This window comes from Pseudomonas sp. GL_135 (genome assembly GCF_057834665.1).
Genome location: NZ_CM174408.1, coordinates 795,557 through 819,679, shown reverse-complemented (window position 1 = coordinate 819,679; position 24,123 = coordinate 795,557). Strand labels below are relative to the sequence as shown.

General features: G+C 60.6%; 26 protein-coding genes and 1 riboswitch. Of the genes, 14 read left to right on the top strand and 12 right to left on the bottom strand.

Features of this window, described 5'->3' with window-relative positions; translation table 11 throughout:
* Window positions 1-39 precede the first annotated feature (39 nt).
* The 3 genes from AC3ISG_RS03725 to AC3ISG_RS03715 all read left to right on the top strand — a co-directional run bounded on the left by AC3ISG_RS03725 (window position 40) and on the right by AC3ISG_RS03715 (window position 2,937).
* Window positions 40-1,005 carry a 2-hydroxyacid dehydrogenase gene (locus AC3ISG_RS03725; RefSeq protein ID WP_489298533.1) on the top strand — a complete coding sequence of 322 codons (966 nt, stop codon included), beginning with the start codon at window positions 40-42 and terminating at the stop codon, window positions 1,003-1,005.
* 98 nt (window positions 1,006-1,103) lie between these two features.
* Window positions 1,104-2,102: a methyltransferase gene (locus AC3ISG_RS03720; RefSeq protein WP_489299451.1), complete on the top strand. Its 999-nt coding sequence runs from the start codon at window positions 1,104-1,106 to the stop codon at window positions 2,100-2,102.
* A 39-nt stretch (window positions 2,103-2,141) separates the two neighbouring features.
* Window positions 2,142-2,263: riboswitch (yybP-ykoY riboswitch) on the top strand.
* Window positions 2,264-2,352: 89 nt separating this feature from the next.
* Window positions 2,353-2,937, top strand: a complete 585-nt coding sequence (locus tag AC3ISG_RS03715; RefSeq protein WP_205486734.1) for a TMEM165/GDT1 family protein — start codon at window positions 2,353-2,355, stop codon at window positions 2,935-2,937.
* A 141-nt stretch (window positions 2,938-3,078) separates the two neighbouring features.
* Here the strand turns inward: AC3ISG_RS03715 and AC3ISG_RS03710 are convergent, their stop codons facing one another.
* The 4 genes from AC3ISG_RS03710 to AC3ISG_RS03695 form a co-directional block, all read right to left on the bottom strand.
* The gene (locus AC3ISG_RS03710) at window positions 3,079-3,897 is read right to left on the bottom strand and encodes a M48 family metallopeptidase (protein ID WP_172609703.1); all 819 of its coding nucleotides are present in this window, start codon (window positions 3,895-3,897) and stop codon (window positions 3,079-3,081) included.
* Window positions 3,898-4,051: 154 nt separating this feature from the next.
* Entirely contained in the window at window positions 4,052-4,696 is a 645-nt protein-coding gene (locus AC3ISG_RS03705; RefSeq protein WP_489298532.1) for an SOS response-associated peptidase, read from the bottom strand.
* Between the two features lie 51 nt (window positions 4,697-4,747).
* Window positions 4,748-5,008: a putative signal transducing protein gene (locus AC3ISG_RS03700; RefSeq protein ID WP_122536174.1), complete on the bottom strand. Its 261-nt coding sequence runs from the start codon at window positions 5,006-5,008 to the stop codon at window positions 4,748-4,750.
* Window positions 5,008-5,190, bottom strand: a complete 183-nt coding sequence (locus AC3ISG_RS03695; RefSeq protein ID WP_122536175.1) for a CPXCG motif-containing cysteine-rich protein — start codon at window positions 5,188-5,190, stop codon at window positions 5,008-5,010. Before AC3ISG_RS03695 ends, AC3ISG_RS03700 begins: the two co-directional genes overlap by 1 nt.
* 214 nt (window positions 5,191-5,404) lie before the next feature.
* On the opposite strand from AC3ISG_RS03695, the gene AC3ISG_RS03690 reads away from it, so the two are divergent.
* Together AC3ISG_RS03690 and AC3ISG_RS03685 are read left to right on the top strand one after the other, a co-directional pair.
* Complete coding sequence (locus AC3ISG_RS03690) at window positions 5,405-6,568, top strand: 1-acyl-sn-glycerol-3-phosphate acyltransferase (protein ID WP_172609706.1); 1,164 nt, start codon at window positions 5,405-5,407, stop codon at window positions 6,566-6,568.
* 198 nt (window positions 6,569-6,766) lie between these two features.
* Window positions 6,767-9,835 carry an autotransporter domain-containing protein gene (locus AC3ISG_RS03685; RefSeq protein WP_489299450.1) on the top strand — a complete coding sequence of 1,023 codons (3,069 nt, stop codon included), beginning with the start codon at window positions 6,767-6,769 and terminating at the stop codon, window positions 9,833-9,835.
* A gap of 4 nt (window positions 9,836-9,839) precedes the next feature.
* On the opposite strand, the gene AC3ISG_RS03680 is transcribed toward AC3ISG_RS03685, so the two are convergent.
* A complete protein-coding gene (locus AC3ISG_RS03680) occupies window positions 9,840-10,109 on the bottom strand; it encodes a hypothetical protein (protein WP_122536178.1) in 270 nt (89 codons plus the stop codon).
* A gap of 140 nt (window positions 10,110-10,249) precedes the next feature.
* Here AC3ISG_RS03680 and AC3ISG_RS03675 point away from each other — a divergent pair, with 140 nt between their 5' ends.
* The gene (locus AC3ISG_RS03675) at window positions 10,250-10,453 is read left to right on the top strand and encodes a hypothetical protein (protein ID WP_122536179.1); all 204 of its coding nucleotides are present in this window, start codon (window positions 10,250-10,252) and stop codon (window positions 10,451-10,453) included.
* 101 nt (window positions 10,454-10,554) lie between these two features.
* On the opposite strand, the gene AC3ISG_RS03670 is transcribed toward AC3ISG_RS03675, so the two are convergent.
* Window positions 10,555-11,136 carry a YajG family lipoprotein gene (locus AC3ISG_RS03670; protein WP_122536180.1) on the bottom strand — a complete coding sequence of 194 codons (582 nt, stop codon included), beginning with the start codon at window positions 11,134-11,136 and terminating at the stop codon, window positions 10,555-10,557.
* Window positions 11,137-11,360: 224 nt separating this feature from the next.
* Between AC3ISG_RS03670 and AC3ISG_RS03665 the strand changes: the two genes are divergently transcribed.
* Together AC3ISG_RS03665 and mqo are read left to right on the top strand one after the other, a co-directional pair.
* Window positions 11,361-11,594 carry a hypothetical protein gene (locus AC3ISG_RS03665; RefSeq protein WP_122536181.1) on the top strand — a complete coding sequence of 78 codons (234 nt, stop codon included), beginning with the start codon at window positions 11,361-11,363 and terminating at the stop codon, window positions 11,592-11,594.
* Between the two features lie 731 nt (window positions 11,595-12,325).
* Window positions 12,326-13,831, top strand: coding sequence for a malate dehydrogenase (quinone) (gene mqo, locus AC3ISG_RS03660; RefSeq protein WP_485617778.1), 1,506 nt, complete (start codon window positions 12,326-12,328; stop codon window positions 13,829-13,831).
* Window positions 13,832-13,944: 113 nt separating this feature from the next.
* On the opposite strand, the gene AC3ISG_RS03655 is transcribed toward mqo, so the two are convergent.
* The 4 genes from AC3ISG_RS03655 to AC3ISG_RS03640 all read right to left on the bottom strand — a co-directional run bounded on the left by AC3ISG_RS03655 (window position 13,945) and on the right by AC3ISG_RS03640 (window position 16,252).
* On the bottom strand, window positions 13,945-14,406 hold the full coding sequence (locus AC3ISG_RS03655; RefSeq protein WP_489298531.1) for a hypothetical protein: 462 nt from the start codon (window positions 14,404-14,406) through the stop codon (window positions 13,945-13,947).
* A gap of 224 nt (window positions 14,407-14,630) precedes the next feature.
* Window positions 14,631-14,918, bottom strand: coding sequence for a PA4642 family protein (locus tag AC3ISG_RS03650; RefSeq protein WP_122536184.1), 288 nt, complete (start codon window positions 14,916-14,918; stop codon window positions 14,631-14,633).
* Between the two features lie 67 nt (window positions 14,919-14,985).
* Complete coding sequence (locus tag AC3ISG_RS03645) at window positions 14,986-15,471, bottom strand: hypothetical protein (RefSeq protein WP_122536185.1); 486 nt, start codon at window positions 15,469-15,471, stop codon at window positions 14,986-14,988.
* Window positions 15,472-15,694: 223 nt separating this feature from the next.
* Window positions 15,695-16,252, bottom strand: coding sequence for a hypoxanthine-guanine phosphoribosyltransferase (locus AC3ISG_RS03640; protein WP_037018287.1), 558 nt, complete (start codon window positions 16,250-16,252; stop codon window positions 15,695-15,697).
* A 197-nt stretch (window positions 16,253-16,449) separates the two neighbouring features.
* Between AC3ISG_RS03640 and upp the strand changes: the two genes are divergently transcribed.
* Both upp and AC3ISG_RS03630 read left to right on the top strand, forming a co-directional pair.
* Window positions 16,450-17,088 carry a uracil phosphoribosyltransferase gene (upp, locus tag AC3ISG_RS03635; RefSeq protein ID WP_122536186.1) on the top strand — a complete coding sequence of 213 codons (639 nt, stop codon included), beginning with the start codon at window positions 16,450-16,452 and terminating at the stop codon, window positions 17,086-17,088.
* Complete coding sequence (locus AC3ISG_RS03630) at window positions 17,088-18,368, top strand: uracil-xanthine permease family protein (protein WP_489298530.1); 1,281 nt, start codon at window positions 17,088-17,090, stop codon at window positions 18,366-18,368. The genes upp and AC3ISG_RS03630 overlap by 1 nt, the downstream gene beginning before the upstream one ends.
* A 210-nt stretch (window positions 18,369-18,578) precedes the next feature.
* Here AC3ISG_RS03630 and hemH read toward each other — a convergent pair whose 3' ends face one another.
* Window positions 18,579-19,610: a ferrochelatase gene (gene hemH, locus AC3ISG_RS03625; RefSeq protein WP_489298529.1), complete on the bottom strand. Its 1,032-nt coding sequence runs from the start codon at window positions 19,608-19,610 to the stop codon at window positions 18,579-18,581.
* A 14-nt stretch (window positions 19,611-19,624) separates the two neighbouring features.
* Window positions 19,625-20,527, bottom strand: coding sequence for a TIGR01777 family oxidoreductase (locus AC3ISG_RS03620; RefSeq protein WP_489298528.1), 903 nt, complete (start codon window positions 20,525-20,527; stop codon window positions 19,625-19,627).
* A gap of 299 nt (window positions 20,528-20,826) precedes the next feature.
* Here AC3ISG_RS03620 and AC3ISG_RS03615 point away from each other — a divergent pair, with 299 nt between their 5' ends.
* The 4 genes from AC3ISG_RS03615 (at window position 20,827) to AC3ISG_RS03600 (ending at window position 24,116) form a co-directional block, all read left to right on the top strand.
* Window positions 20,827-21,813, top strand: a complete 987-nt coding sequence (locus AC3ISG_RS03615; protein ID WP_122536189.1) for an NAD(P)/FAD-dependent oxidoreductase — start codon at window positions 20,827-20,829, stop codon at window positions 21,811-21,813.
* Window positions 21,810-22,025 carry a TIGR02450 family Trp-rich protein gene (locus AC3ISG_RS03610; protein WP_122536190.1) on the top strand — a complete coding sequence of 72 codons (216 nt, stop codon included), beginning with the start codon at window positions 21,810-21,812 and terminating at the stop codon, window positions 22,023-22,025. Before AC3ISG_RS03615 ends, AC3ISG_RS03610 begins: the two co-directional genes overlap by 4 nt.
* 169 nt (window positions 22,026-22,194) lie before the next feature.
* Window positions 22,195-23,175 carry a YbgA family protein gene (locus AC3ISG_RS03605; protein WP_205486727.1) on the top strand — a complete coding sequence of 327 codons (981 nt, stop codon included), beginning with the start codon at window positions 22,195-22,197 and terminating at the stop codon, window positions 23,173-23,175.
* 2 nt (window positions 23,176-23,177) lie between these two features.
* Window positions 23,178-24,116 (top strand): MerR family transcriptional regulator, encoded by a 939-nt coding sequence (locus AC3ISG_RS03600; RefSeq protein WP_489298527.1) that lies wholly within the window; start codon window positions 23,178-23,180, stop codon window positions 24,114-24,116.
* Window positions 24,117-24,123 lie beyond the last annotated feature (7 nt).

Here is a 24,123-nt window from a genome sequence, read left to right as displayed (position 1 = left end):
ACATTACGCCTCCCACCCACCGAGCAAAAGGTACAGCTGATGCCCAGTCAACGCCGAGCAGTTTTCCTGGATCACTCCTCTCTGGATCTGGGGGATCTCGACCTCGCGCCGTGGCGTGAAACCTTCACCGAACTGGTGCTTCATGGCAGCACCACAACCGATCAGGTGGCCGAGCGTTTGAAGGACGCCGATGTGGCCATTTCCAACAAGATCATGATCAATGCCGACACGTTCGCCGCCTGCCCGAATCTGAAACTGGTGCTGGTGACCGCCACCGGCGTCAACAATGTCGACCTCGACGCCGCGCGTAAACATGGCGTGGTGGTCAGCAATTGTCAGGGCTACGGCACGCCTTCCGTGGCCCAGCACACGCTGATGTTGCTGCTGGCAATGGCCACCCGCTTGCCGGATTATCAACAGGCCATTCATCTGGGCCAGTGGCAAAAATCGAAGCAGTTCTGCTTGCTGGACTTCCCCATCGTCGAGCTGGAAGGCAAGACACTGGGGCTACTGGGCCATGGCGAACTGGGGGGCGCCGTCGCGAAGCTGGCTGAAGCCTTCGGTATGCGCGTGCTGTCGGGTCAGATTCCCGGTCGTCCTGCCCGCCCTGATCGCGTGCCACTGAATGAGCTGCTGCCCCAGGTCGACGCCCTCACCCTTCATTGCCCGCTCAACGAGCATACGCGGGACATGATTGGCGCCCACGAGTTGAGCCTGCTCAAGCCCAAAGCCTTCATCGTGAACACCGCGCGCGGTGGCTTGATCAATGAGCAGGCATTGGCCGATGCCCTGCGCAACGGCCATCTCGGCGGCGCTGCCACTGACGTGTTGACGGTCGAGCCACCGGTCAACGGTAATCCGCTGCTGTCGGGCGATATTCCGCGATTGATCGTCACGCCCCACAGCGCATGGGGCAGCCAGGAGGCGCGGCAGCGCATCGTCGGCCAGATCAACGAAAACGCTTTGGCGTTTTATGAAGGCAAGCCGGTCCGGGTCGTGAGCTGACACGCAGCGCTTCGCAGCGCCCGCCGATCCGCCGCACAGGGCACGTGCGCGGCGTGGCAGGCCTGTTAAACTTCGCCCTTTTTTTCGAGGAGCCGATGATGGACCCGCGCAGTGAAGTGTTACTCCGGCAGGCCGATTTGTTTCAGGGCTCCTTGTTGCTGACCGGCCTCCCCGCCGACGACCTGCTAAGCACGCTGCCCAATGCACGTGGCTGGAGCTGGCACGCTGGCGACTTCGATACCCTTGGAGCGCGTTTTCCCGAGCGCGTGCACTTCGGCACCGAAGCACCGGCGGAACCCTTTGACGCTGCGGTCCTGTTTTTGCCCAAGGCCCGCGACCTCGCTGATTACCTCATTAACGCGCTCGCTTCCCGCCTGGCCGGACGTGAGCTGTTTCTGGTGGGCGAAAAACGCGGTGGCATTGAAGCCGCGGCCCGCCAGCTGAGCCCGTTCGGGCGTACGCGCAAACTGGACAGCGCCCGCCATTGCCAGCTCTGGCAAGTCACCGTCGAAACGCCTCCGCAAGCCGTTGAACTCGACAGCCTGGCCAAACGTTTCGACATCGAAGTCGAAGGCGGCACGTTGAAGGTGGTGAGTCTGCCAGGCGTGTTCAGCCACGGCCGTCTCGACCGAGGTTCGGCTCTGTTGCTGGAAAACATTGACCGGCTTCCCGCCGGGCATTTGCTGGATTTTGGCTGCGGCGCGGGGGTTCTCGGTGCAGCGGTGAAACGTCGTTATCCCGAAACACATGTGACGATGCTGGATGTCGATGCGTTTGCCACCGCGAGCAGCCGGCTGACCCTGGCGGCCAATGGCCTTGAAGCCGACGTCATGACCGGCAATGGAATTGACGCCGCGCCGAACGACCTGGACGTGATTCTGACCAATCCCCCATTCCATACCGGCGTTCATACCGATTACGCCGCGACCGAAAACCTGCTGAAAAAAGCACGAGAACATCTGAGAAAAGGCGGCGAACTACGGCTGGTAGCCAACAGCTTTCTGCGCTATCAGCCGATCATCGAGTCGCATCTCGGACCGTGCGCAATCATGGCCGAGGGCCAGGGTTTCCGGATTTACCGCGCGAAACGTGCGTGATAATTAGCGCTTGCCGAACGGCAAACGGCTAGGCAGAATCCGCTCCGTCCTAGGGGAGTAGTCTCCCACGAGCGCCATGCTCGTCCGGCACGCATCAACATACTTGGTCCTCAGACCATGGTGCGTGCGACCCCAGATCCGCTCAGACGGATCGGTGGTTTGACAAGACCTATGACACGAACATCCTGACCCGGGGCGGGGAGGTTGTACGTGTCATAGCCGTGTTGACCCGCCCCTTAGGAAAACCCTGATGCTGGAATCCCTGTTGGTCCCCACCGCTGTCGTCGCACTGGCTGAAATCGGTGACAAGACCCAACTCCTCGCACTCGTTCTCGCCGCTCGCTTCCGCAAGCCATGGCCCATCATTGCCGGGATTGTCGCAGCCACGCTGGCCAACCATGCCGCGGCCGGGGCCGTCGGCGCATGGTTCAGCAGCTACCTCTCGGATTCCGTCCTGCACTGGATTCTTGCAGCGAGCTTTACCGCCACCGCGCTGTGGACGCTGGTTCCGGACAAGCTGGACGACGACGAAGCCAATACCGGGCGCAAGTTCGGCCCCTTCCTGACCACGCTGATCGCATTTTTCATCGCGGAAATCGGCGACAAGACGCAGATCGCCACGGTCATGCTGGCGGCGCAGTATTCCAACTTGTGGCTGGTGATTATCGGCACAACGCTGGGTATGTTGCTGGCCAATGTGCCGGTGGTGCTGGCGGGGAATTTCGCTGCGGAAAAACTGCCACTGACGCTGATCCGTCGTCTGGCAGCGGGGGCGTTTTTCGTTCTGGCGATCGTTGCGGTGTACAAGGCGATGCAGATCAGCGGCTGGGTGTAGGCGCTAACGATAACCCCTGTAGGAGTGAGCTTGCTCACGAAGACGGCATTCCAGTCGCTGAAGATGCAGCGGATGTCCCGACCTCTTCGCGAGCAAGCTCGCTCCCACATGACCGTGTCTGCTACCGGGATCAGGCGCTGATCAGCCCTTCGGTGCCTGCTGATACAACGGCATCACTTTCGGGATCGCTGCCTGCAATGAGGCGATCCGGTTGGACGAGGCCGGGTGGGTGCTCATGAATTCTGGCTGCGACCCGCCGCCTTGGGCTTCCATCTTCTGCCACAGCGTGATCGCGGCATTCGGGTTGTAACCCGCGCGAGCCGCCAGTTCGAGGCCCAGCAAATCCGCCTCGTTTTCATTGGCGCGGCTATTCGGCAGCGTCAGGCTGTAATCGACCACGGTGTCGGCCAACGCCAGACTGTCCTGCCCCAATCCCAACAAGGCACCGGCACCCTGCTTGGCCATCTGCACACCGTAGGCCTTGGACATCGCTTCACGACCGTGTTCGCGCAGCGCGTGAGCGATTTCGTGCCCCATGACCGCTGCCAGTTCGTCATCGCTGAGTTTCAGCGTATCGATCAGGCCGCTGTACACGATGATCTTGCCGCCAGGACCGCAGTTGGCGTTCAGCTCGTCGCTCTTGATTAGGTTGACGTCCCACTGCCACTGCGCCGCGTCGGGCCGCAATTTCGGCGCCTGGGCGATCAGTCGCTTGGCGATGGCCTGAACGCGCTTGCCCTCGGCGCTGCTATTGTCGAGCACGCCTTTGGATGACGCTTCACTGACCGTCTGTTGATAAGACTGGGCGTACATCTGGTTGACTTCATCAGTCGACAGCATGCTGAACATGTATTGCTTGCGCTCGACACCCACCGAATCGCCGGTGGTGGTATTGACCGCCTGACACCCGGCAACCAGCAACGCTGCCGTCACGCCACAAAGAGCAAAAATCCTGCGCATCTCGTATCTCCATTGAAACAATCGCGCCATCCTAGGCAATACGCAGGCTGAGCACCAGATGCCAGCCGTCTGCCATGTAAAAAGCCGCAAGCAAATCGCGCCTGTGTAACAGCAGCGAAATAACGGAATGACGATTTAAACGGGCCAGAGCGGATTACAACGGGGTCAGGCATTCCGGTGCGTTGAGCTTCGGATCATTCACCAGATTGGCCAGAGGCCTTTCGCGCAGTTGCGTCTGCGGGGCGGCGAGCAAGGCCTGCAAGGTGATCAGCGGGCAGTCCGGATCAAGCCAGGCGCGCTGCCCTTCTTCGTCGAGGATCAACGGTCGACGCTGGTTCATTGCCGACTGCGTGACCACGGCAACGCTCAGGTAGGTGTGGCCTTCGACGGGATAGGCCTCCCAGATCGCCGCGAAATACAGCGTCGATCCTTCCGCCGGCGTCAGCCAGAACGGCCGCTTGCGGACGCTGCCACGCCATTCATAAAAACCGTTGGCGGGCAGCAGGCAGCGTCGTTCGCGAAAGGCCTGCTTGAACATCGGCTGCTCGGCCACGGTTTCAGCGCGGGCATGGGCCGGCGTGCGCGACATGTCGGTCAGCCAGGGCGGCGTCAGCCCCCAACGCGCCCGCGCCACTTCGCGTCCGCGCTCACCACCCTGCTCGACCTCGCCCGGTGCAGCCCGAACCATCAACACAGAAGCGGCAGGAGAAATATTCCACTGCGCTTGCTGGTCGCTCGGGAATCCGGGCAGGGCCGCAAAGGCAGGCGACCAACGAAACAGGGCATAGCGTCCACACATGGGTTCAGCACAACTCTTTTTGAAAGCGAATGAGGCGCGCGCGAACCGGATTCAGCACAGCAACACATCGGGGTAGCTGTCTGGCTCGTCACCGGGCAGCGGAAAGGCGGCATTGTACTCGGTGATCAACAGACGCGCCCGCTCGGCCTGGTCATCCTCGACCGTCAGGCCCAGCAACCCGAACGCCGGCAAATCCCCAACAGCGCCCAACAGATGACGCCCGGTGATGTGGGACTCGATGCCTTCGCTGGCCAGCATGGACTGCAGCAGTTCGCCTTCCATCAGGTGTTCGGGCTCGTAAATTTTGCGCATCACTCGTTCTCGCTGCGGACGTCCAGCGTCCACTCTTCCCCATCGGTCTGCAGACTGAAGATGATCGGCCGGCAGCAGACGGGGCAGTCCTCAATGTAGGTCTGATCGCCGCCGGAAATATCCAGCACCGCCTCCACCGGTTCGCCGCAATAAGGGCAGTCGTAATCCTGTATTTCCTGCATCGCAGTCTCCGGGCCCAGTTTTGCGTATAATCGCCGACTTGTTTGCCGGTCGAGCTTTATTCCTCAGCATCCGGGCATCAGCCTGAGTCGACATCTTCAGCGAAGCCGCTTTATCGAGCGGCCGCCGCCCAGGCACCACGCCTGCGGTGTCGTGACTCGCTGCTGCACCGGACTCGACCTCCTTTACCTTAGCCGTTTCCGACAAGAGAGCATGATGGGCGAATTCGATGCCATCCGACCATACGACGACACCGAAGTAAAAGCCGTGCTTGATCGGCTGCTGGGTGACAAGGCGTTCCTCGCGATCCTCACGCATTTCCGATTTCCGCGTCTGGCCGGCTCCCTCGGCTGGATTCTGCAGCCGGCCATCGCGCGCAAGCTGCGTCGCCAGTTCGCCGGTATCGACACTGTCGCGGCCCTGCAGGACAAGGTCGAACATTACGTCGATCACACCATCGAACGCGCCACTGACGGTGTGACCTACACCGGCGTCGAGCAGTTCAAGTCCGGGGTGGCGTACCTGTTTCTGGCCAATCACCGCGACATCGTGATGGACCCGGCCTTCGTCAATTACGCGGTCTATCACGCGGGTCTGCCGACGCCACGCATTGCCATTGGCGATAACCTGCTGCAGAAGCCTTTTGTCAGCGACCTGATGCGCCTGAACAAAAGCTTCATCGTGCACCGCTCGATCATCGGGCGACGGGAGAAGATGGCGGCCTACCAGTTGCTGTCGGCGTACATCAACCACTCCATCCGCAATGACTGCCAGTCGATCTGGATCGCCCAGGCCGAAGGCCGCGCCAAAGACGGCGACGACCGCACTGAATCGGCCATCCTCAAGATGTTCCACATGAGCCGCAAGGACGAGCCGTTTGGCGAAGTCATCCAATCGTTGAACCTGACGCCAGTCTCGATCAGCTATGAATACGACCCGTGCGATCACGCCAAGGCGCGGGAGCTGTACATCCGCGCCACCACCGGCAGTTACACCAAAGTGCCGGGCGAGGACGATGTCAGCATCGCGTTGGGGATCACCGGCTACAAAGGCCGCGTGCACGTGAACTTTGCCCCGCCGATCACCGAGCTGTTCGAGGACACCAAATTACTGGCTATCGAGATGGACCGACAGATCCTCGGCGGCTATCGACTGTTCCCGGTGCATTACCTGGCGTATGCGCAGTGGGCCGACGCCGAGCCCGAACTCAAGGTGCCGAAGGCCGCCGAGGTGTTCCCGACGGACGAGCTGGAACGTGCGGAGGATGAATGGCAGCGCCGACTCAATGGCTGCCCCGCCGAGCACCGTCCGTTTCTGATTCAGCAATACGCCATGCCGGTACGCAATCAGTACCGGGTGAAGGCTGGATTGCCGCTTTAAGGCCCCCGTCTCGTCAACGAAAACGGCGCTCTCGAGGCGCCGTTTTTTCTTGTGCGCCCTCCGTTGTTGCCAAAACCGGCCTTCACAAATGTGTCACTGCTGAAACACTCAAGCGTAAGACTCGCTCGTTAAGGTCGTCGCCTATCCAAACGAGTGAAGGCGTACGCTATGCGATCCAGCAATCAGGTTGCCCGTGTCATGGTGTCCTCCCTGGCACTTTCAATGCTCGCCGTGTCGGTTCAGGCGGCGAGCCGTGCGGGAGACGACACCCTCAACGGCGTTGACCTCCTTTCCGGATTCGACACCTTGTGGACAACCGGCGCGACCTGGGACACGGGCACACCGACCGCCCTGGGTCAGAGTCTGCTAAGGCGCAACCTGCAAATCGTGGTCGACCGCGCCAACACCCGGACCCTCGCCCAGGAAACCGCCGCCTACTTCGATGACCGCCGAGATCAGAGCTACAGCGCCATCAGCGGCCTCGGCTCGTTGAGCGCCGCCTACAAGGCAGGTGCCGGCGCCTTCACGACCATCACGCAGTTCGACGACAGCAACAAAACCGTCAAATACGACGACAAAGGCAACGGCGCAGGCAGTTCGTCTTCGGCGCTGGGCAAAGTCGTAGACCTGGTCAGCGCTGTACGCAACGACGCCTCGACCACGCCGGCCAAATCCCACTACTTATATCCGCGACCATGGCGGCAGAGTCTGGACGGTCAGAGTCTGGCTTTTGTGGTTGCGCCCTCCCTGCGCCCGGCGCAAAGCACCACGCCCGCCAGCGACTCGGGTTTCCCCAGCGGCCATACCAATGCGGCGTACCTGTCTTCATACGCACTGGCGTACGCCATTCCCGAGCGTTTCAGCGAGTTGATGCTGCGGGCCTCGGAGATTGGCGACAACCGCATTGAAGCCGGCATGCATTCGCCGTTCGACGTGATGGGCGGGCGCATCACCGCGACGTATTTCGCCATCGACAACCTCTCCAACCCGGCCAACGCCCAACTGCGCGCCGATGCTCGCGCACAGGCACTGAGCTATTTCACGGCGCAGTGCGGCGGTGACGTCAATAACTGCATGGCGACCATCGACCCGGCCACCGATCGCACGTCTCAACACGCTCAGGACAAGGCGCTGTTCACCTCGCGCATGACCTACGGCTTCGATCCGGTTGGGCCGACCAACCTGGCCGCCGTGGTGCCGACCAACGCCGAAGTGTTGCTGGAAACCCGCTTCCCGTACCTGGATGCCAGTCAGCGCCGCGAGATACTGGCGACCACCGAGATTTCGTCCGGCTATGCGGTGATCGATCAGTCAGGCGGCTACGGCCGTCTGAACCTGTTCGCAGCGGGGGATGGTTACGCGGCGTTTAATTCCAACGTGACGGTCAACATGAACGCCAGCCTCGGCGGCTATAACGCCGTTGATGCCTGGCGCAACGACATCAGCGGCAGCGGCGGGCTGATCAAGAACGGCAGCGGCAACCTGATGCTGACCGGTAACAACACTTACTCGGGCGGCACGGTGATCAACGGTGGCGTGCTGACCGGCCATGCCAAGGCATTCGGCAGCGGAACGATCACCGACAACGGGACGCTGGTCGTCGATCAATCGACCAACGACACCCTCGCCAACACCCTCACGGGCAACGGTGCGTTGATCAAACGTGGCGTCGGCTCGCTGAACCTGACCGGCAACAACAGCCTGTCCGGCGCAACAACGGTGCAAGCGGGTCGGCTGGCGGTCAATGGCAACCTGGGCAACTCCATCGTCAGCGTGCAGCAAGGCGCAACGCTAGGTGGCAACGGCACCGTTGGCGGCATCAATGTCGCTCAGGGCGGGGTGGTTGCACCGGGTAACTCGGTCGGGCAACTGAACGTCAACGGCGACGTCAACCTTGCTCAGGGCTCGGTCTACCAGGTCGAATCGGACGCCAACGGCAATGCCGATCGTATCGTCGCCAGCGGCCGCGCGACGCTCAACAACAGTACGCTTTCGCTGGTTGAAGGCGGTAACTGGCTGGCCGCAAGCCGTTACTCGATTCTCTCGGCAGCCGGTGGCGTCACTGGTGCGTTTGCCAACGTGCAAACCAACTACGCCTTCCTCACCCCGACGCTGAACTACACGGCGACCGATGTCGGGCTGACGCTGGATCGTAACGCACAAACCTTCGCCAGCCTGGCGACGACCCGTAATGCCCGAGCCGTCGCCCAAGGGTTGGACAGCGCGGGCGCTGGCAACGCGCTCTGGCGTCAGGTGGTGCAGGACGACGCGTCGACCGCGCAGGCCACGTTCAAGGCGCTGTCCAACGAGCTGCACGCCTCGACCCAGTCCGCGCTGATCGAAGACAGTCGCCTGGTGCGCAACGCCGTCAATGATCGCCTGCAGCAAGCGCAGTCGGCAGCGGCACTGGGCAGCACGACGCAAACCCTCGCCGGAGATGATTCCCGTGGCGTGGTGTGGACTCAAGCCATCGGTGCGACCGGCAAAACCGACAGCACCGGTGATGTGTCGGGCCTCGACACGCACACCAGCGGCGTGCTGTTCGGCGCTGACGTGCCGCTCGACGAGACCTGGCGCGTGGGTGCGCTGGCCGGTTTCAGCAACAGCAGCTTCGACCTGCGCCATGCCTCCGGCTCCACTGACAGCGACAACTACCATCTGGGCGTCTATGCGGGCGCCAAGTGGGGCCAACTGGGTCTGCGCCTCGGCGCGGTACGCACTTGGCACGAGCTGACGGCCAAGCGCACGCTGGACTTGCCGGGTGCTTCCGAGCGTTTCAAGGAAGATTACAACGCGGCGACCAATCAGGTATTTGGCGAACTGGGTTACGCCATCGAGCTGGGCAACGCGCAGCTTGAACCCTTCGCCAACCTCGCCCATGTGCGACTGGACACGGACTCCTTCGATGAGAACAGCAACGCGATCAGGCTGGAGAACAAGTCTCAGGACAACAACATCACCTTCAGCACCGTCGGCCTGCGTGCCGCCACTCGCTTGAATGCGGGCAGCGTCGCGATCAAACCCAACGCGACACTGGGCTGGCGTCGGGCCTATGGCGACGTGACGCCAGAGAGCCGCGCGGCCTTCAGCGGCGGCGACACCTTCGAACTCTCGGGCGCGCCCATCGCACGCAGCGCAGCGGTCCTTGGCGCGGGTGTCGATCTGGGGTTGAGCGACACGCTGAGCGTCGGGCTGAGTTACAACGGACAGGTGAGCAACGATGCGTCGGATCAGACGTTGAATGCGCGAGTGACGCTGGCGTTCTAAGCGATCACAGCTTCGTGCTCACCCACGACAGCAAGAGCGCGAACGCCAGGCAGGCGGTGCCGAACCGGTAACTAAGACGGATCATGCGAATGGTGGGCACGTCCATCAGGTGCACGGGTTCGTCGATCGGGGCTTGTTCAGTGAGGTGGTGCAGGTGCGCCATCTCTCGCTGCTCCCGAGTGCGTGTGGTGTGCAGCAGCCAGATGCCGGGGCCGGCGGCAAGCAAGGCGCAGAGGTTGATGGCGAGACCGGGGGCGTGATGGATAAGCGACATGGTGCCTCGATGACGCCGGATCAATGGGCGCCGCAAACTCTGTTTGGATCTGCCGCTCACACTAGTCGCTGTCACCTTAACGTCACCTGAACCGGGCACTGTGTGGGACCCCAAACCGACCCACCGCCACGGAGAGCGTCATGCTTCACGCCCACAACCAGGACCGCCTTTACCTCATCTCCCCCAGCGACGAACAGGAAGCATTGATCGACGCACTGGCGTTCAACGTCCAGGACAGGCACTGGCTGGTGTACTGCGCGCTCGGCGGTCATGCGCATAACGATCTGCCGGAAATGGATCTGCAGACCGGTTTCAGTTTTCTGGATTTCTATCAGGCGGCTTGACCCCCCGGCATTGCGAATCCCGAGCGACCCCGCTGAATGAAAAAAGCCCCGGCTTCTCGCGAAACCGGGGCTTTTTTGCACATCAGAACCAGGCGTTAAGCTTACTGGCCCAGGGTGCGGCCAATCGTCTGATCCTGGAACAGGCGAGTCAGCGCGTCGCTGAGTACGTCGCTGATCAGCTTGGTGTTGGTCTCTTCATTCGGCGCCATGCCAAAACGTTGATCCATCGAAGCCGCGTAACGGCCGCTGTAGTTACGACCGCCATTCTGAACGTCAGCGCGGAACGTGGAGCTGATGTTGGCTTCGGTGACGTACAGGCCTTCTTTCGGCGATTGGTACTTCAGGTCGGCCAGGGTAACGGTCAACTGCGGACCACTACCGTTCGGCACGGGCGTGAAACCGAGCAACCGCACGCCCGCCTCAGCCTGAGCCTGCAACCTTGGCAACAACTGCTGACCGTTGACGGTGATCGAACTGGTTTCCGGGTATAGGCCACCGCGGGTGCCCAGCGTCTGCGACTGACGACCGTCAACCACGCGAACGACCACTTGCTGACCGTGACCGACCGGTGCGAGTTGAGCGTTCAGCTTGGGTTCCGGGGTGAGGGATTGCGGGCTGTGGGCACAGCCCGCCAGGGTCAGACTGCCAGCGGCAAGCAAACCGAACAGAACGCGACGCAACATGCTCATTTCTCCATGGGCCAAGGCACAAAATGTGCCGCAGTATAGCGACCTCCCAAGGCCGCTCACTAGGGTAAAGATACGACAGAGTGCCATCGCCCCGGTTCCGGCGCGGCGGCGCGATGGCTCATCCGCTCGAAATCAACACAATTGCGCAATCGCAACGTCACAGCGATGTCATGCCCGCCGGCCATACTTTTTTCAACTCTCCAGCAAGGAGTCCTGCCATGGACTTTCTTTGGTCGTTGTTCTCGTTGCGCCGCCGTCATCGTCACTATGCACGTCTGGACCAGCAGGGCATCTGCCTGGCGTTCAAGCACTGCGCTGAAACGCCTTGCGGTCAGGGCTGGGTCGAAGTCCACGAAGCAAACCTGTGCTGGCTGCAGCGCCCACTCCCCTCCAGCGCCCGCGTGACTTCCCGGTCACGTGCGATTACCGCCCGGCATATGCTCAGCATCTGACCGAAAGGCGAATAAAAGTCATTTTTCCTGGATCATTTCTGCCCGATTCATCGCTATAATCTTCCCCCGATTATAAGGACGTCTCCTGATCGGGCCTCGCAGCATCGTCGATAGCCACTATCGACTCCTCCGTATCGCCCACAGAGAGCCTTCCACACAGACATGTGCAGCCCGATGTGGCCGCAGCGCAGACGCCGGATCGTCGATTAATCCGAACGTCCTTCGCCAGTTCTTGCCTCACATCGCGTATGAACCTGATCTGCAGAGCTGCCATCGCGCAGCCCTTTTTGAGGTTCGCGTCTCCAAAAGAGCGTGAAAAAAACGGGTTTTCACAACTTCACAAGAGTGTGGCAAGCAAATGAATAGTTTCGCGTTTGTAAATGCACCGTTAGCGTCTGACCCAGCCCCCTTGCAAAGGACCGACCGCAACGCAGTCTCCGTCAAAAGAGCCTGAAGCCTGTCCGCTACGGATTTGGTTGCACAACCGGACGTCTTGACGATAGTCGAATGGCTGTACGGGCCGAAAAATGCGTTCATGCTTGCCTTATAAAAGCATCAACCAGGCTCGTTCGGTGGCGTCCGCTGAAGATGCAAAAAATTGCGAAGAATCGGACATGGATCCCGGCCGGGTTGAACGAGGCACTGCGCGAACACCGCGCCGCCCGAACCAGGCGACTGACCACGGGAACGCATGCCGTCAATTTGGTGCTGCAGATTTTGGAGACGCGTTAATGGCGCATAACGAAGCAGTCGACGTAGTGCTGGTCGGGGCGGGCATCATGAGTGCCACCCTCGCCGTGCTGCTCAAAGAGCTGGACCCGAACCTCAAGATTGAAGTCGTCGAGCTGATGGATTCCGGTGCGGCAGAGAGCTCCAACCCCTGGAACAACGCAGGCACCGGCCACGCCGGGCTGTGCGAACTGAACTACACGCCGGAAGCGGCTGATGGCTCGATCGACACCAAAAAAGCGATTCACATCAACACCCAGTTCGAGGTCTCCAGGCAGTTCTGGGCCTACCTGGCGCGCAAAGGCACGTTCGGCTCCTCCCGTTCGTTCATCACGCCGGTTCCGCACCTGAGCTTCGTTCAGGGCGAAAAAGGCATGGCGTACCTGAAGAAGCGTTACGAAGCGCTGCGCACCCACCATGCTTTCTCCTCGATGGAATACACCGAAGACAAAAGCAAACTGGCTGAATGGATGCCGCTGATGATGCCCGGCCGTCCCGCCGATGAGCCCATCGCCGCGACCCGGGTTATGCATGGCACCGACGTCAACTTCGGCAACTTGACCAACATGCTGCTCAAGCACCTGGCAGCGGCGCCCGATGCGCAGGTCAAATACTGCAAACGCGTGACCGACCTGAGCCGCAAGGGTGACGGCTGGACCGTTACCATCAAGGACGTAAACAACGGCAGCACCCGCGACATCGACGCCAAATTCGTGTTCCTGGGCGCAGGTGGCGCGGCACTGCCGTTGCTGCAGATGTCCGGCATCGAAGAAGGCAAAGGCTTCGGCGGCTTCCCGGTGAGCGGTCAGTGGCTGCGTTGCGACAACCCTGAAGTGGTCAAGCGCCATCAGGCCAAGGTGTACAGCCAGGCAGCGGTGGGTTCGCCACCGATGTCGGTGCCGCACCTGGACACCCGCGTCGTCGACGGCAAAAAGTCCCTGCTGTTCGGTCCTTACGCCGGCTTTACCACCAAGTTCCTCAAGCACGGTTCGCTGCTGGACCTGCCGCTGTCGATCCGAGCGGCCAACATCGCGCCGATGCTGGCGGTGGCCCGCGACAACATGGACCTGACCAAGTACCTGATTAGCGAAGTGCGGCAGTCGATGGAACAGCGGCTTGATGCACTGCGCCGTTTCTACCCTGAGGCGAAAGCCGAAGACTGGCGTCTGGAAGTGGCCGGTCAACGCGTACAGATCATCAAAAAGGACCCGAAAAAAGGCGGCGTTTTGCAGTTCGGGACTGAGCTGGTGTCGGCGAAGGACGGTTCCCTTGCCGCACTGTTGGGCGCCTCGCCGGGCGCTTCGGTGACGGTTTCGATCATGCTGGACCTGATCGAGCGTTGCTTCCCGGACAAAGCCCGCACCGAGTGGGCCACCAAGCTGAACGAGATCTTCCCGGCTCGCGAAAAAGCACTGGAAACCGATGCGCAGCTTTATCAGCGCGTCAGTGCTCAGAGCGATGCCAGCCTGGACCTGGTGCCGAACAGCGAAGCAGCCACTTTCGCCTGATCGACGGGTTGCTCCAAAGAAGCTGTACTGGAAAACCCCGCCCTATCAGGCGGGGTTTTCTTTTTGCACTCAGGTACCGGCCTGGGCCGGAAAGCAGTTTCGCAGCTTCAGCATCACTTCATCACGAATCGGACGGAATACGCCTGCATCGAGTTTGTGCCTTTGGTCACCGACGCAGTGCACTCTGCCGGTACGGTCCCGATTGATCTGCCGGTTGCGGATTTCTCCGGCGCTGGGGTAATCGAGACCCAACTGAACGTGACCGCGTGGGCTGCCCTGAACTCGCATATTTTGCCCTCCCCGCTTACGCGGAAACTCGCAGAGTCATTGCGCGGGTTCTTCAGCGGGATGGACACGGACGCAGTGGGGTCGTCAGCCGCAAAGCCATAACCGGTGTAATCGGCATTGGGTTTGGCCCAGCTGGCCCATACCAGCGCGAGGTCGATGCCTGTCTGATTCCACATTTCCATGTTGAGCTGAATTTTTTTGGGGTAAGCCGCCTGAGCGGATGCTGCTGCGACCAGCATTGCGATGGCGGCGATGGTGCGGGTAAAGCAAGTCTTTACGTTTTTCATGTCATGAACTCCCTTTCAGTCATCAATGCGAGCGTCCTGCTCGCGGTTCTGTGAACGTCGTCACAGGGCTGAGTATGATTCAGCGTGCCGCTTTCGGTAGTCGTAAACGCCGAGGCATGCAGTAGGAAGGGTCTTTCGATTGCGTGGTTACGGCGCGGGAGGCGGCTGGTTTCGTAGGAGGGGAGCATCGGGCGCCGAAGGATGGCGCCCGGAAATTGCGCGATTCAGCCTTTCGCCTTCTCGATCAATTCGATGTATTCATCGGCGTTGCGTTGATCCCTGATCAGGGTAACGAAGTCATTGCCGTGTTCGTCTTTGCCGTCGAGGTCGTAACCGGCTTCCTTGAAGAACGTCAGAAAACGACCGAAGTCATCGATGCGCAGGCCACGGTAGGCCTTGATCAGCTTGTGCAGCGACGGCGACGTGGCATCGACCGGTTCGAAATCCAGGAACAGCTTGATCTGGGCGTCGCCGATTTCATCGCCAATCACCTGCTTCTTATCTTTACGCATTGCTGACTCCAACTGACTTGCGGGACATTTCACGGGCGGGCAGTTTACCCCCCGCCCGGTCGCGGGCTCAACGCGCGCGTACGCTGCCGGTGTGCAGGTCAGCCCAGACGTGACCGTTGGCATAGCTGAGGAACTGGCAGTAGACCTTTTCATTACGCAGCAAATCCACGAACACCCGGTATTGCGTCGCCGGGTAGTAGAGCGTCAGCGTGCGCGAAGGCTCGTCGTAAGTCGGTTTCTTCAGGCTTTTGCTTTCGCCGTCGAAGTGAATCAGCACGTCGGCAATCGTCGCGCCCTTGTTCATGGGCTTGCCTTTCAGGCGCAGGATCAGCGGCGAGGTGACAGGGATCGGTTGCTGATTGGACTGACGCTGGCTGCCCACCACCACCGAATACTCAGTGATCTGCAGCAATTGCTGCTGCTCGGGTTCGCCCTCGCGCACGGACAATTCGTCCGGCGGCAAGTATTGCGCGTGCATGGGTTCGGCGAGTGCGGGGAGTGGCAGCGTCAACAGCAACATCAACGCAGCGGTACTTCGAACAGATAACGGCATGGGCGCCTCCCGAAAAAGTGGGGGGCACTCTAGCATGCAAGACCTGGCGATCTTCCACTCCCCTCGGGCGTTAGTAAACCCCGGCAGCATCCGAAATCGTCAATGGACGAGGCATCTGTGGGGGCGAGCTTGCTCGGGAATGCGGTGAGTCAGTTAGCACCGATGGCGAGTGACCCGACGCATTCACGAGCAAGCTCACTCCCACAACATGATGATGCTTGCCTTACATGCCCTTTACGGCATAGATCCCGGCCGCGTTGCGCCAGTAGCCTTTGTAGTCCATGCCGTAACCGAAGATGTAGCGATCGATGCACGGCAGGCCAACGAAATCGGCTTTCAGGTCAGGCCGCGCCTTGCGGTCGTGGTCCTTGTCGATCAGCACGGCGGTGTGTACAGCGCGCGCGCCGGCGTGTTTGCAGAAGTCGATGATCGCGCCGAGGGTGTGGCCTTCGTCGAGGATGTCGTCAATGATCAGCACATCGCGGTCGATGAACGAGACTTCAGGCTTGGCTTTCCAGAACAGGTCGCCACCGCTGGTTTCGTTGCGATAGCGGGTGGCGTGCAGGTAGGACGCTTCCAGGGGGAAGTTCAGATGAGTGAGCAGCTTGCCGGCGAAGATCAGGCCACCGTTCATGACGCAAAACACCACCGGGTTACGGTCGGCCAGCACGCCATTGATTTGCTCGCCGACGCGGGCGATGGAGGCTTCGACTTCGGCCTCATTGTAAAGGCAGTCAGCCTCGCGCATGACTTGACGGATATGCTCGAGATCAGCGGACATGACGCTCTCCAAGGGGGCTGTGTAAGGAAAAGCGGGCAAAGGTACGCATCCGCCGACATCAGGGCAAGTGTTTCTGGACTAACGTTGCACTGCCGTTCCATAAATCTCGGCGCGCGAACCTAACCGTCAGGACAAGTTACAGCTGAATAGATTAATCTAAGCCGTTTTTTTTGCCCGCCCGCTGGAGCCTTCCCCCTATGCCCATTCGTGAGATCCGCCATCCGCTGATCCGCCACAAGCTCGGCCTGATGCGCCGTGCCGATATCAGCACCAAGAATTTTCGTGAACTGGCTCAAGAAGTCGGCGCGCTGCTGACGTACGAAGCGACCAAGGATCTGCCGCTGGAAACCTACGACATCCAGGGATGGGCCGGCACGGTTCAGGTCGAGAAGATCGCCGGCAAGAAGATTACCGTGGTGCCAATCCTGCGGGCGGGCATCGGCATGCTTGAAGGTGTGCTCAGCCTGATCCCCGGCGCCAAGGTCAGTGCCGTGGGCGTCGCACGCAATGAGGAAACCCTCGAAGCCCACACGTACCTGGAAAAACTCGCCCCCGAGATCGACCAGCGTCTGGCGCTGATCATCGACCCGATGCTCGCCACCGGCGCCTCCATGGTCGCCACCATCGACCTGCTGAAAAAAGCCGGTTGCCGCGACATTCGCGCGATGGTGCTGGTTGCCGCGCCGGAAGGCATCGCCACCGTCGAGCAGGCCCACCCGGACGTCAACATTTACACCGCGTCCATCGATCAACAACTGAACGAACACGGCTACATCATCCCGGGCCTGGGCGATGCCGGTGACAAGATTTTTGGCACCAAGCAGAAGGACGCCTGATGAAGTCGGATGAGTTCAACGACCCACTCTGGCGCACGATCCTCTCGGGCGCGCAGATGCTGTTCGTGGCATTTGGCGCACTGGTATTAATGCCGCTGATCACCGGCCTCGATCCCAACGTCGCGTTGTTCACGGCAGGCTTGGGCACCCTTTGTTTTCAGGTGGTGACAGGCCGTCAGGTGCCGGTCTTCCTCGCGTCCAGCTTTGCCTTCATCACCCCGATCATTCTCGCCAAGGGCCAGTTCGGCCTGGCGGCGACCATGGGCGGCGTCATGGCAGCGGGCTTCGTCTACACCTTCCTGGGTTTGGCCGTGAAGATCAAAGGCACCGGCTTCATCGACCGCCTGCTGCCGCCGGTGGTCATTGGCCCGGTGATCATTTCCATTGGTCTGGCGATGGCACCCATTGCCGCCAACATGGCGATGGGCCGGACGGGTGATGGCGCAGCAGAACTGATCCCGTACAACACCGCCATCATCATTTCGATGGCGGCGCTGCTGACGACGTTGATTGTTGCGGTATTCGGCAAAGGCATCTTCCGCCTGGTGCCGATCATCTCGGGCGTGCTGGTGGGTTTTGCGTTGTCGTTCTATTTCGGCGTGGTCGATGTGGCGAAAATTGCTGCAGCGCCCTGGCTGGCCTTGCCGCACTTCACGGCGCCGGAATTCAACTGGCAGGCGATACTGTTCATCGTTCCGGTGGCACTGGCCCCGGCCATCGAGCACATCGGCGGCGTGATAGCGGTCGGCAGCGTGACAGGCCGTGATTACCTGAAAAAGCCTGGCCTGCATCGCACGCTACTGGGTGACGGCATTGCAACCACCGTGGCCGGCGCGTTTGGTGGCCCGCCCAACACCACCTACGCCGAAGTCACCGGCGCGGTGATGCTGACGAAAAACTACAACCCGAAGATCATGACCTGGGCGGCGATTTTCGCCATTACCCTGGCCTTCATCGGCAAGTTCGGCGCGTTGCTGCAGAGCATTCCGGTGCCGGTCATGGGCGGGATTCTGTGCCTGCTGTTCGGCTCGATTGCTGCGGTGGGCATGAACACGCTGATCCGCCACAAGGTCGACCTGGCTGAAGCGCGCAATCTGGTGATCGTGTCCGTCACGCTGGTGTTCGGCATTGGCGGCGTGCTGATCGGCACCGGCAACGGCCCTGATGATTTCGGCATGAAAGGCATCGCGCTCTGCGCCGTGACCGCGATTGTGCTGAACCTGATCCTGCCGGGGAATGACGCGTGGAAGAACAAGCACCTGGATGATCAGTTGCCGTAGTTCTGAAGCGTTATGAAAAGGGGCATCACTCACGTGATGCCCCTTTTTTTGGGATTCTGTAGGAGTGGCTTAGATTTGCGGCGTACATCGAAACTATGGGAGTGAGCTTGCTCACGAAGGCGGCGCATCAGGTTCATCAATGCCGCTTGAACAGACGCATTCGCGAGCAAGCTCGCTCCCACGGGGATCTACGTTAAAGCTAGGCTCGGGTTATTCCACCAACATCGCTGGGGCCTTTTCGCACAATGTGTTCAGCGCCTTCGCCCAGTTCGGGTCGTCGTTCAGGCATGGAATCAGCACCAGCTCCTCGCCCCCCGCTTCCCTGAATTGCTCGGCACCGCGGTCGCCAATCTCTTCCAGCGTTTCGATGCAGTCCGCGACAAACGCCGGGCACATGACCAGCAGCTTCTTCACGCCTTGAGCCGCGAGCTCGGCCAGGTGCGGCTCGGTGTAGGGTTCGATCCATTTGGCGCGGCCCAGACGTGACTGAAACGACACCGACCATTTGCCATCGGGAATCCCCATCAGCTTGGCGAACTCTGCCGACGAACGCATGCACTGCGCGCGGTAGCAGACCGCCAGAACTTCGGGAGACGCCGTCTCGCAGCAGTTGCCGCTCTTGAAACAGTGATTGCCCGTCGGGTCGAGCTTGGTGATGTGACGCTCGGGCAGGCCGTGAAAACTCAGCAGCAGGTGATCGTAATCCTGCTGCAGATGCGGCCGCACGCTCGCCACCAGGGCGTCGAGGTATTCCTGTTGATTGAAGAACGGCTTCAACAACGAAAAGTCGAAGTTCAGCTTTTTGTCACGCACTACGCGTTTGGCTTCTTCGATGACCGTGGTCACGGTGCTGTCGGCGAACTGCGGATACAGCGGCGCCAGGGTGACCTTTTTAATGCCCTGGGCTGCCAGGCGGGTGAGCACGGTCTCAATCGAAGGCTCGCCGTAGCGCATCGCCAGCTCGACCGGCCCGTGTTTCCATTCCTTGACCATGGCCTGCTGAAGTCGTTTGCTCAGCACCACCAGCGGCGAACCCTCGTCCCACCAGATCGAGGCGTAAGCGTGGGCCGACTGCTCCGGGCGCTTGATCAGAATCAGCGAGACGATCAGGCGACGCACTGGCCACGGCACGTCAATAACGTAAGGGTCCATCAGAAACTGATTGAGGTAGCGGCGCACGTCGGCAACCGACGTGGACGCTGGCGAACCCAGGTTAACCAGCAATAAAGCGTGATCGGTCATGCAACACCTTGATGTCAGTGGCGGCCCAGAAGGTTTTCCAGGGCCGCACGCAGATCAGTGAATCGGAAAGTGAAACCCGCCTCCTGGAGACGGTCTGGCCGGGCGCGCTGACCGCCCAGCAGCAGGATCGACAGCTCGCCCAGCAGTACTCGGAGCGCAACGGCCGGCATCGGCATGAATGACGGGCGGTGCAGCACGGACGCAAGGGTCTTGGCAAAATCCCGGTTGCGAACAGGTGATGGCGCGCAGGCATTATAAGGACCTCGGGCATGGTCCCGACTCATCAGAAAATCAATCAGGGCGATTTGATCCTCGATGTGAACCCATGGCATCCATTGGCGTCCGTTGCCGATCGGCCCGCCCATGCCCAGCTTGAACGGCGGCAACAGTCGTTGCAGCATGCCGCCTTCATCGGCCAACACCAGACCGGTGCGCACCAGCACCACGCGAATGCCCAAGGTTTCGGCACGTTGCGCGGTCTCTTCCCAGGCAATGCACAGGCGACTGGCGAAATCTTCACTGACCGGTTGCGCATTTTCGTCGAGCTCGCGCTCCCCGCCGTCGCCATACCAGCCCACCGCCGAGCCGGAAATCAGTACGTCAGGTTTCTGCTCGCGGCGCTCAAGCCACGTGACGAGTTGTTCGGTCAGGGTAATGCGGCTGTCCCACAGCAGTATTTTGCGTTTGCGTGTCCAGGGGCGGTCGGCGATGGGCGCGCCGGCCAAGTTGACCACCGCATCGACGTGTTGAGTGCCAATGTCATCGAAGTGAGCAATTCCGCGAACATTGGCGCCGCAGAGCCGCGCCACGTCATCGGGTTTGCGACTCAAGACCGTCAATTGATGGCCCTGTGCGAGCCAGTGCTTACACAAACGACGCCCTATCAAGCCTGTACCGCCGGTCAGCAAGATGTGCATGACTGAGTTCCTTACGTGGCGTTCATCGCAATTGCGGAGTCTATTTCTTCACAAGCCATGAGCTCGTGTGCGGAGTGATCACTCAACTCTAGGTCACCTTGGCGTGATCCACTCCCTCGCTGTTCTTTAGGACAGCCCGATCGTGCAGTTGAACGATTGAAGCAAAGCGTCAGACTTGTCAGCGAGCCCTTGGAAAGGTCCGCGTCCTGCGTGTGCAGGGCGACAACTTATACCGAAAAACGGCATTGTACAGCTTTTGCCTGAGGCGTAGTCTGTGCAGACAAGGTAACGAGGCCCCTATGACTGTCCCCATCGCAATCATCGGTACCGGCATCGCCGGACTCTCCGCCGCCCAGGCGTTGCAAGCTGCCGGGCATAGCATCCACCTTTTCGACAAGAGCCGCGGCAGTGGCGGCCGGATGTCCAGCAAACGCAGCGATGCTGGCGCACTGGACATGGGCGCGCAGTACTTCACCGCCCGGGATCGTCGTTTCGCCGCCGCCGTGCAGCAGTGGCAAGCCGAGGGCCACGTGGCCGAGTGGAAGCCGCTGCTCTATAACTATCACGGTGGAAAACTCAGCCTGTCGCCCGACGAGCAAGTGCGCTGGGTCGGCGCGCCGCGCATGAGTGCAATCACCCGGGCCATGCTCGGCGACATGCCGGTGACCTTTTCCTGCCGCATCACCGAAGTCTTTCGTGGCGAACAACACTGGAATCTGCTGGACGCCGACGGCCAGAGCCATGGCCCGTTCAGTCAGGTCGTGATCGCCATCCCCGCGCCTCAGGCCACGACCCTGCTGGCCGACGCCCCCAAACTGGCGAGCGTCGTCGCAGGCGTGAAAATGGAGCCGACCTGGGCCGTTGCGCTGGCCTTCGACACTCCGCTGGACACGCCACTCGAAGGCTGCTTCGTGCAAGACAGCGCTATCGACTGGCTGGCCCGCAATCGCAGCAAACCCGGGCGCGACAGCCAGATGGACACCTGGATTCTGCACGCCACCAGCGCCTGGAGCCGCCAGCATGTCGACATGCCAAAGGAAGAGGTCATCGATCAGTTGCACGGCGCGTTCGCCGAGTTGATGAATTGCGCGATGCCGGCCCCGGCGTTCACCCTCGCCCACCGCTGGCTGTACGCAAGGCCTGCTGGCGGGCGCGAAGTCGGCGCGTTGTCCGACCCCGATCTGGGTCTGTATGTCTGCGGCGACTGGTGCCTGTCGGGCCGGGTCGAGGGGGCATGGCTAAGCGGTCAGGAAGCCGCGCGGCGTTTGCTGGAACACCTCAAATGAATCGACTCAATCCGCGTAAGCTGCTGCTGTCAAAATGGACGGCAGCAGCCCCCCAAAATCGTGAAAAACACTTTCTGGTCACCGAGCTGTTCTGTGATGAAGAAGGCACGGTCCTGGAGATCGAACTGCAGGCAGTGATGACCAAGCGCACTCAGAAGCTGGCTTGGCAGACGTTGCAGAATGACCAGACCTGGCAAATGGGCTGGAAGTAAACCATACGCAAATTACCGAACCGTCCTCTTGCTGCGCCTGAAACGCAGCACTTGTCGCTTCATGCCTCAGATCTTGTACAAATTATTTGACTTGCAGAACCACAAACCTATGATGAGCAAAGTTGTACAGACCAAAGGATCTGTATAAGAAGTTCTTCGAGGGGTTGTCATGTCTGCAGTACTCGGTCACTCATCAGAGCAAGTCTCCAAACCCAAGCTGGGCGTCAGTGCCTGCCTGATGGGTGTGGAGGTCAGGTTCAATGGCGGGCACAAGGAATCACACCTTCTGACCCGCGCCCTCACCGAATATTTCGATTTCGTGCCAGCTTGCCCCGAGGTCGCCATTGGTATGGGCATCCCTCGCGAAGCCATTCGTTTGGTGGGTGACACGGATCATCCTCGGGCGGTTGGTACGGTTCATCACTCGATGGATGTGACTGAGCAACTGGCTGACTATGGCGAGCACATGGCCAAGGAGATGAGCGATATCTGCGGCTACATCTTCATGCAGAAATCGCCGTCGTGTGGCCTGGAACGCGTCAAGGTTTACCGCGATAACGGCGTGCCGTTCGAAACAGGTGGACGCGGCATCTATGCCCAGGCGTTCTGCGCGCGTCACCCTGATCTGCCGGTCGAAGAAGACGGTCGTTTGAACGACCCGGTTCTGCGGGAGAATTTCATCACCCGCGTGTTTGCCTACGCCGCCTGGCAGACGCTGCTGAAGAGCGGCATCACTCGACGCTCGTTGACCGAGTTTCATGCCCGCTATAAATACCAGCTTATGGCCAACGATCCGGTTCAGTACAAAACGCTGGGGAATCTACTGGGCACCATGGGCCGAAACGACCCGGCTGAAATCGCCCCGCGCTATTTCAGTCAACTGATGAGCGCGCTGAAGAAACCGGCCACCCGACGTACCCACACCAACGTGCTGCAGCATCTGTGCGGTTATCTGCGCCAGACCCTCAGCGCTTCCGACAAGAAAGAAATTCAGGGCGTCATCAATCAGTACCACCAGGGCATCGTGCCTCTGGTCGTGCCGCTGACGCTGCTCAAACATCATTTCCGCCGACACCCCGATCCGTACATTGCGCTGCAGGTTTATCTGCAGCCACATCCGGAAAACCTCAGTCTGCGCAACGCGATTTGAACATGACCACTACCGAGCAAGAACCGCCGGAAGGCGACCCGCAGGACGCCGCGAACGCTTTTGAAAACGGCTGGCTGCCGATTCGCGAAATTGCCCGACTGACCGGCGTAAACGCAGTGACCCTGCGCGCCTGGGAACGCCGATACGGTCTTATCGTTCCGCACCGCACGCCCAAGGGACATCGTCTTTACAGCAATGAGCATGTGGACCGCGTGCTGACCATTCTCACTTGGCTTAACCGTGGCGTGTCGGTCAGTCAGGTCAAGCAGCTGATCGACGACCAGCAGGCGGCACCGCCGAATGTCGAGAACGACTGGGACATTCTTCGCCAGACCCTTCAGGAAGCCATCGGCGCCCTGGCCGAGCGGCGCCTGGACGATTCACTCAACCGCGCCATGTCGTTGTACCCGCCGCGCACGCTCTGTGAACAATTGTTACTGCCGCTGCTGGCGTCACTTGAGCAGCGCTGGCAAGGCCAGTTCGGCGCGCAGCTGGAGCGGGTGTTTTTCTATTCGTGGCTGCGCAGCAAGTTTGGCGCCCGGCTGTACCACAACAACCGTCAGGTCAGCGGCGCGCCCTTGCTGCTGGTCAACCAGTCCGATCTGCCGCTCGAGCCGCATCTGTGGCTGACCGCGTGGCTGCTCAGCAGTGCCGATTGCCCTGTGGAAGTGTTCGACTGGCCTTTGCCGGCAGGCGAGCTCGCCCTGGCCTGCGAGTACCTCAAGCCGCGCGCAGTGCTGTTGTACTCCAGCAAGTCTCTGAACGTCGGCCAACTGCCCCGCCTGCTGCACAACATCGAGTGCCCGAAGCTGATCGTCGGGCCCGCAGTGCGCATTCATTCGACGGAATTATCCGCCGCCGAGGGTGAAGTCTCCGGCCTCTCGCTGGCTGAAGACCCTTTGACCGCCCAGGCCACTTTGCAGCGGCTAGGGCTCCTCTAAGGAATAA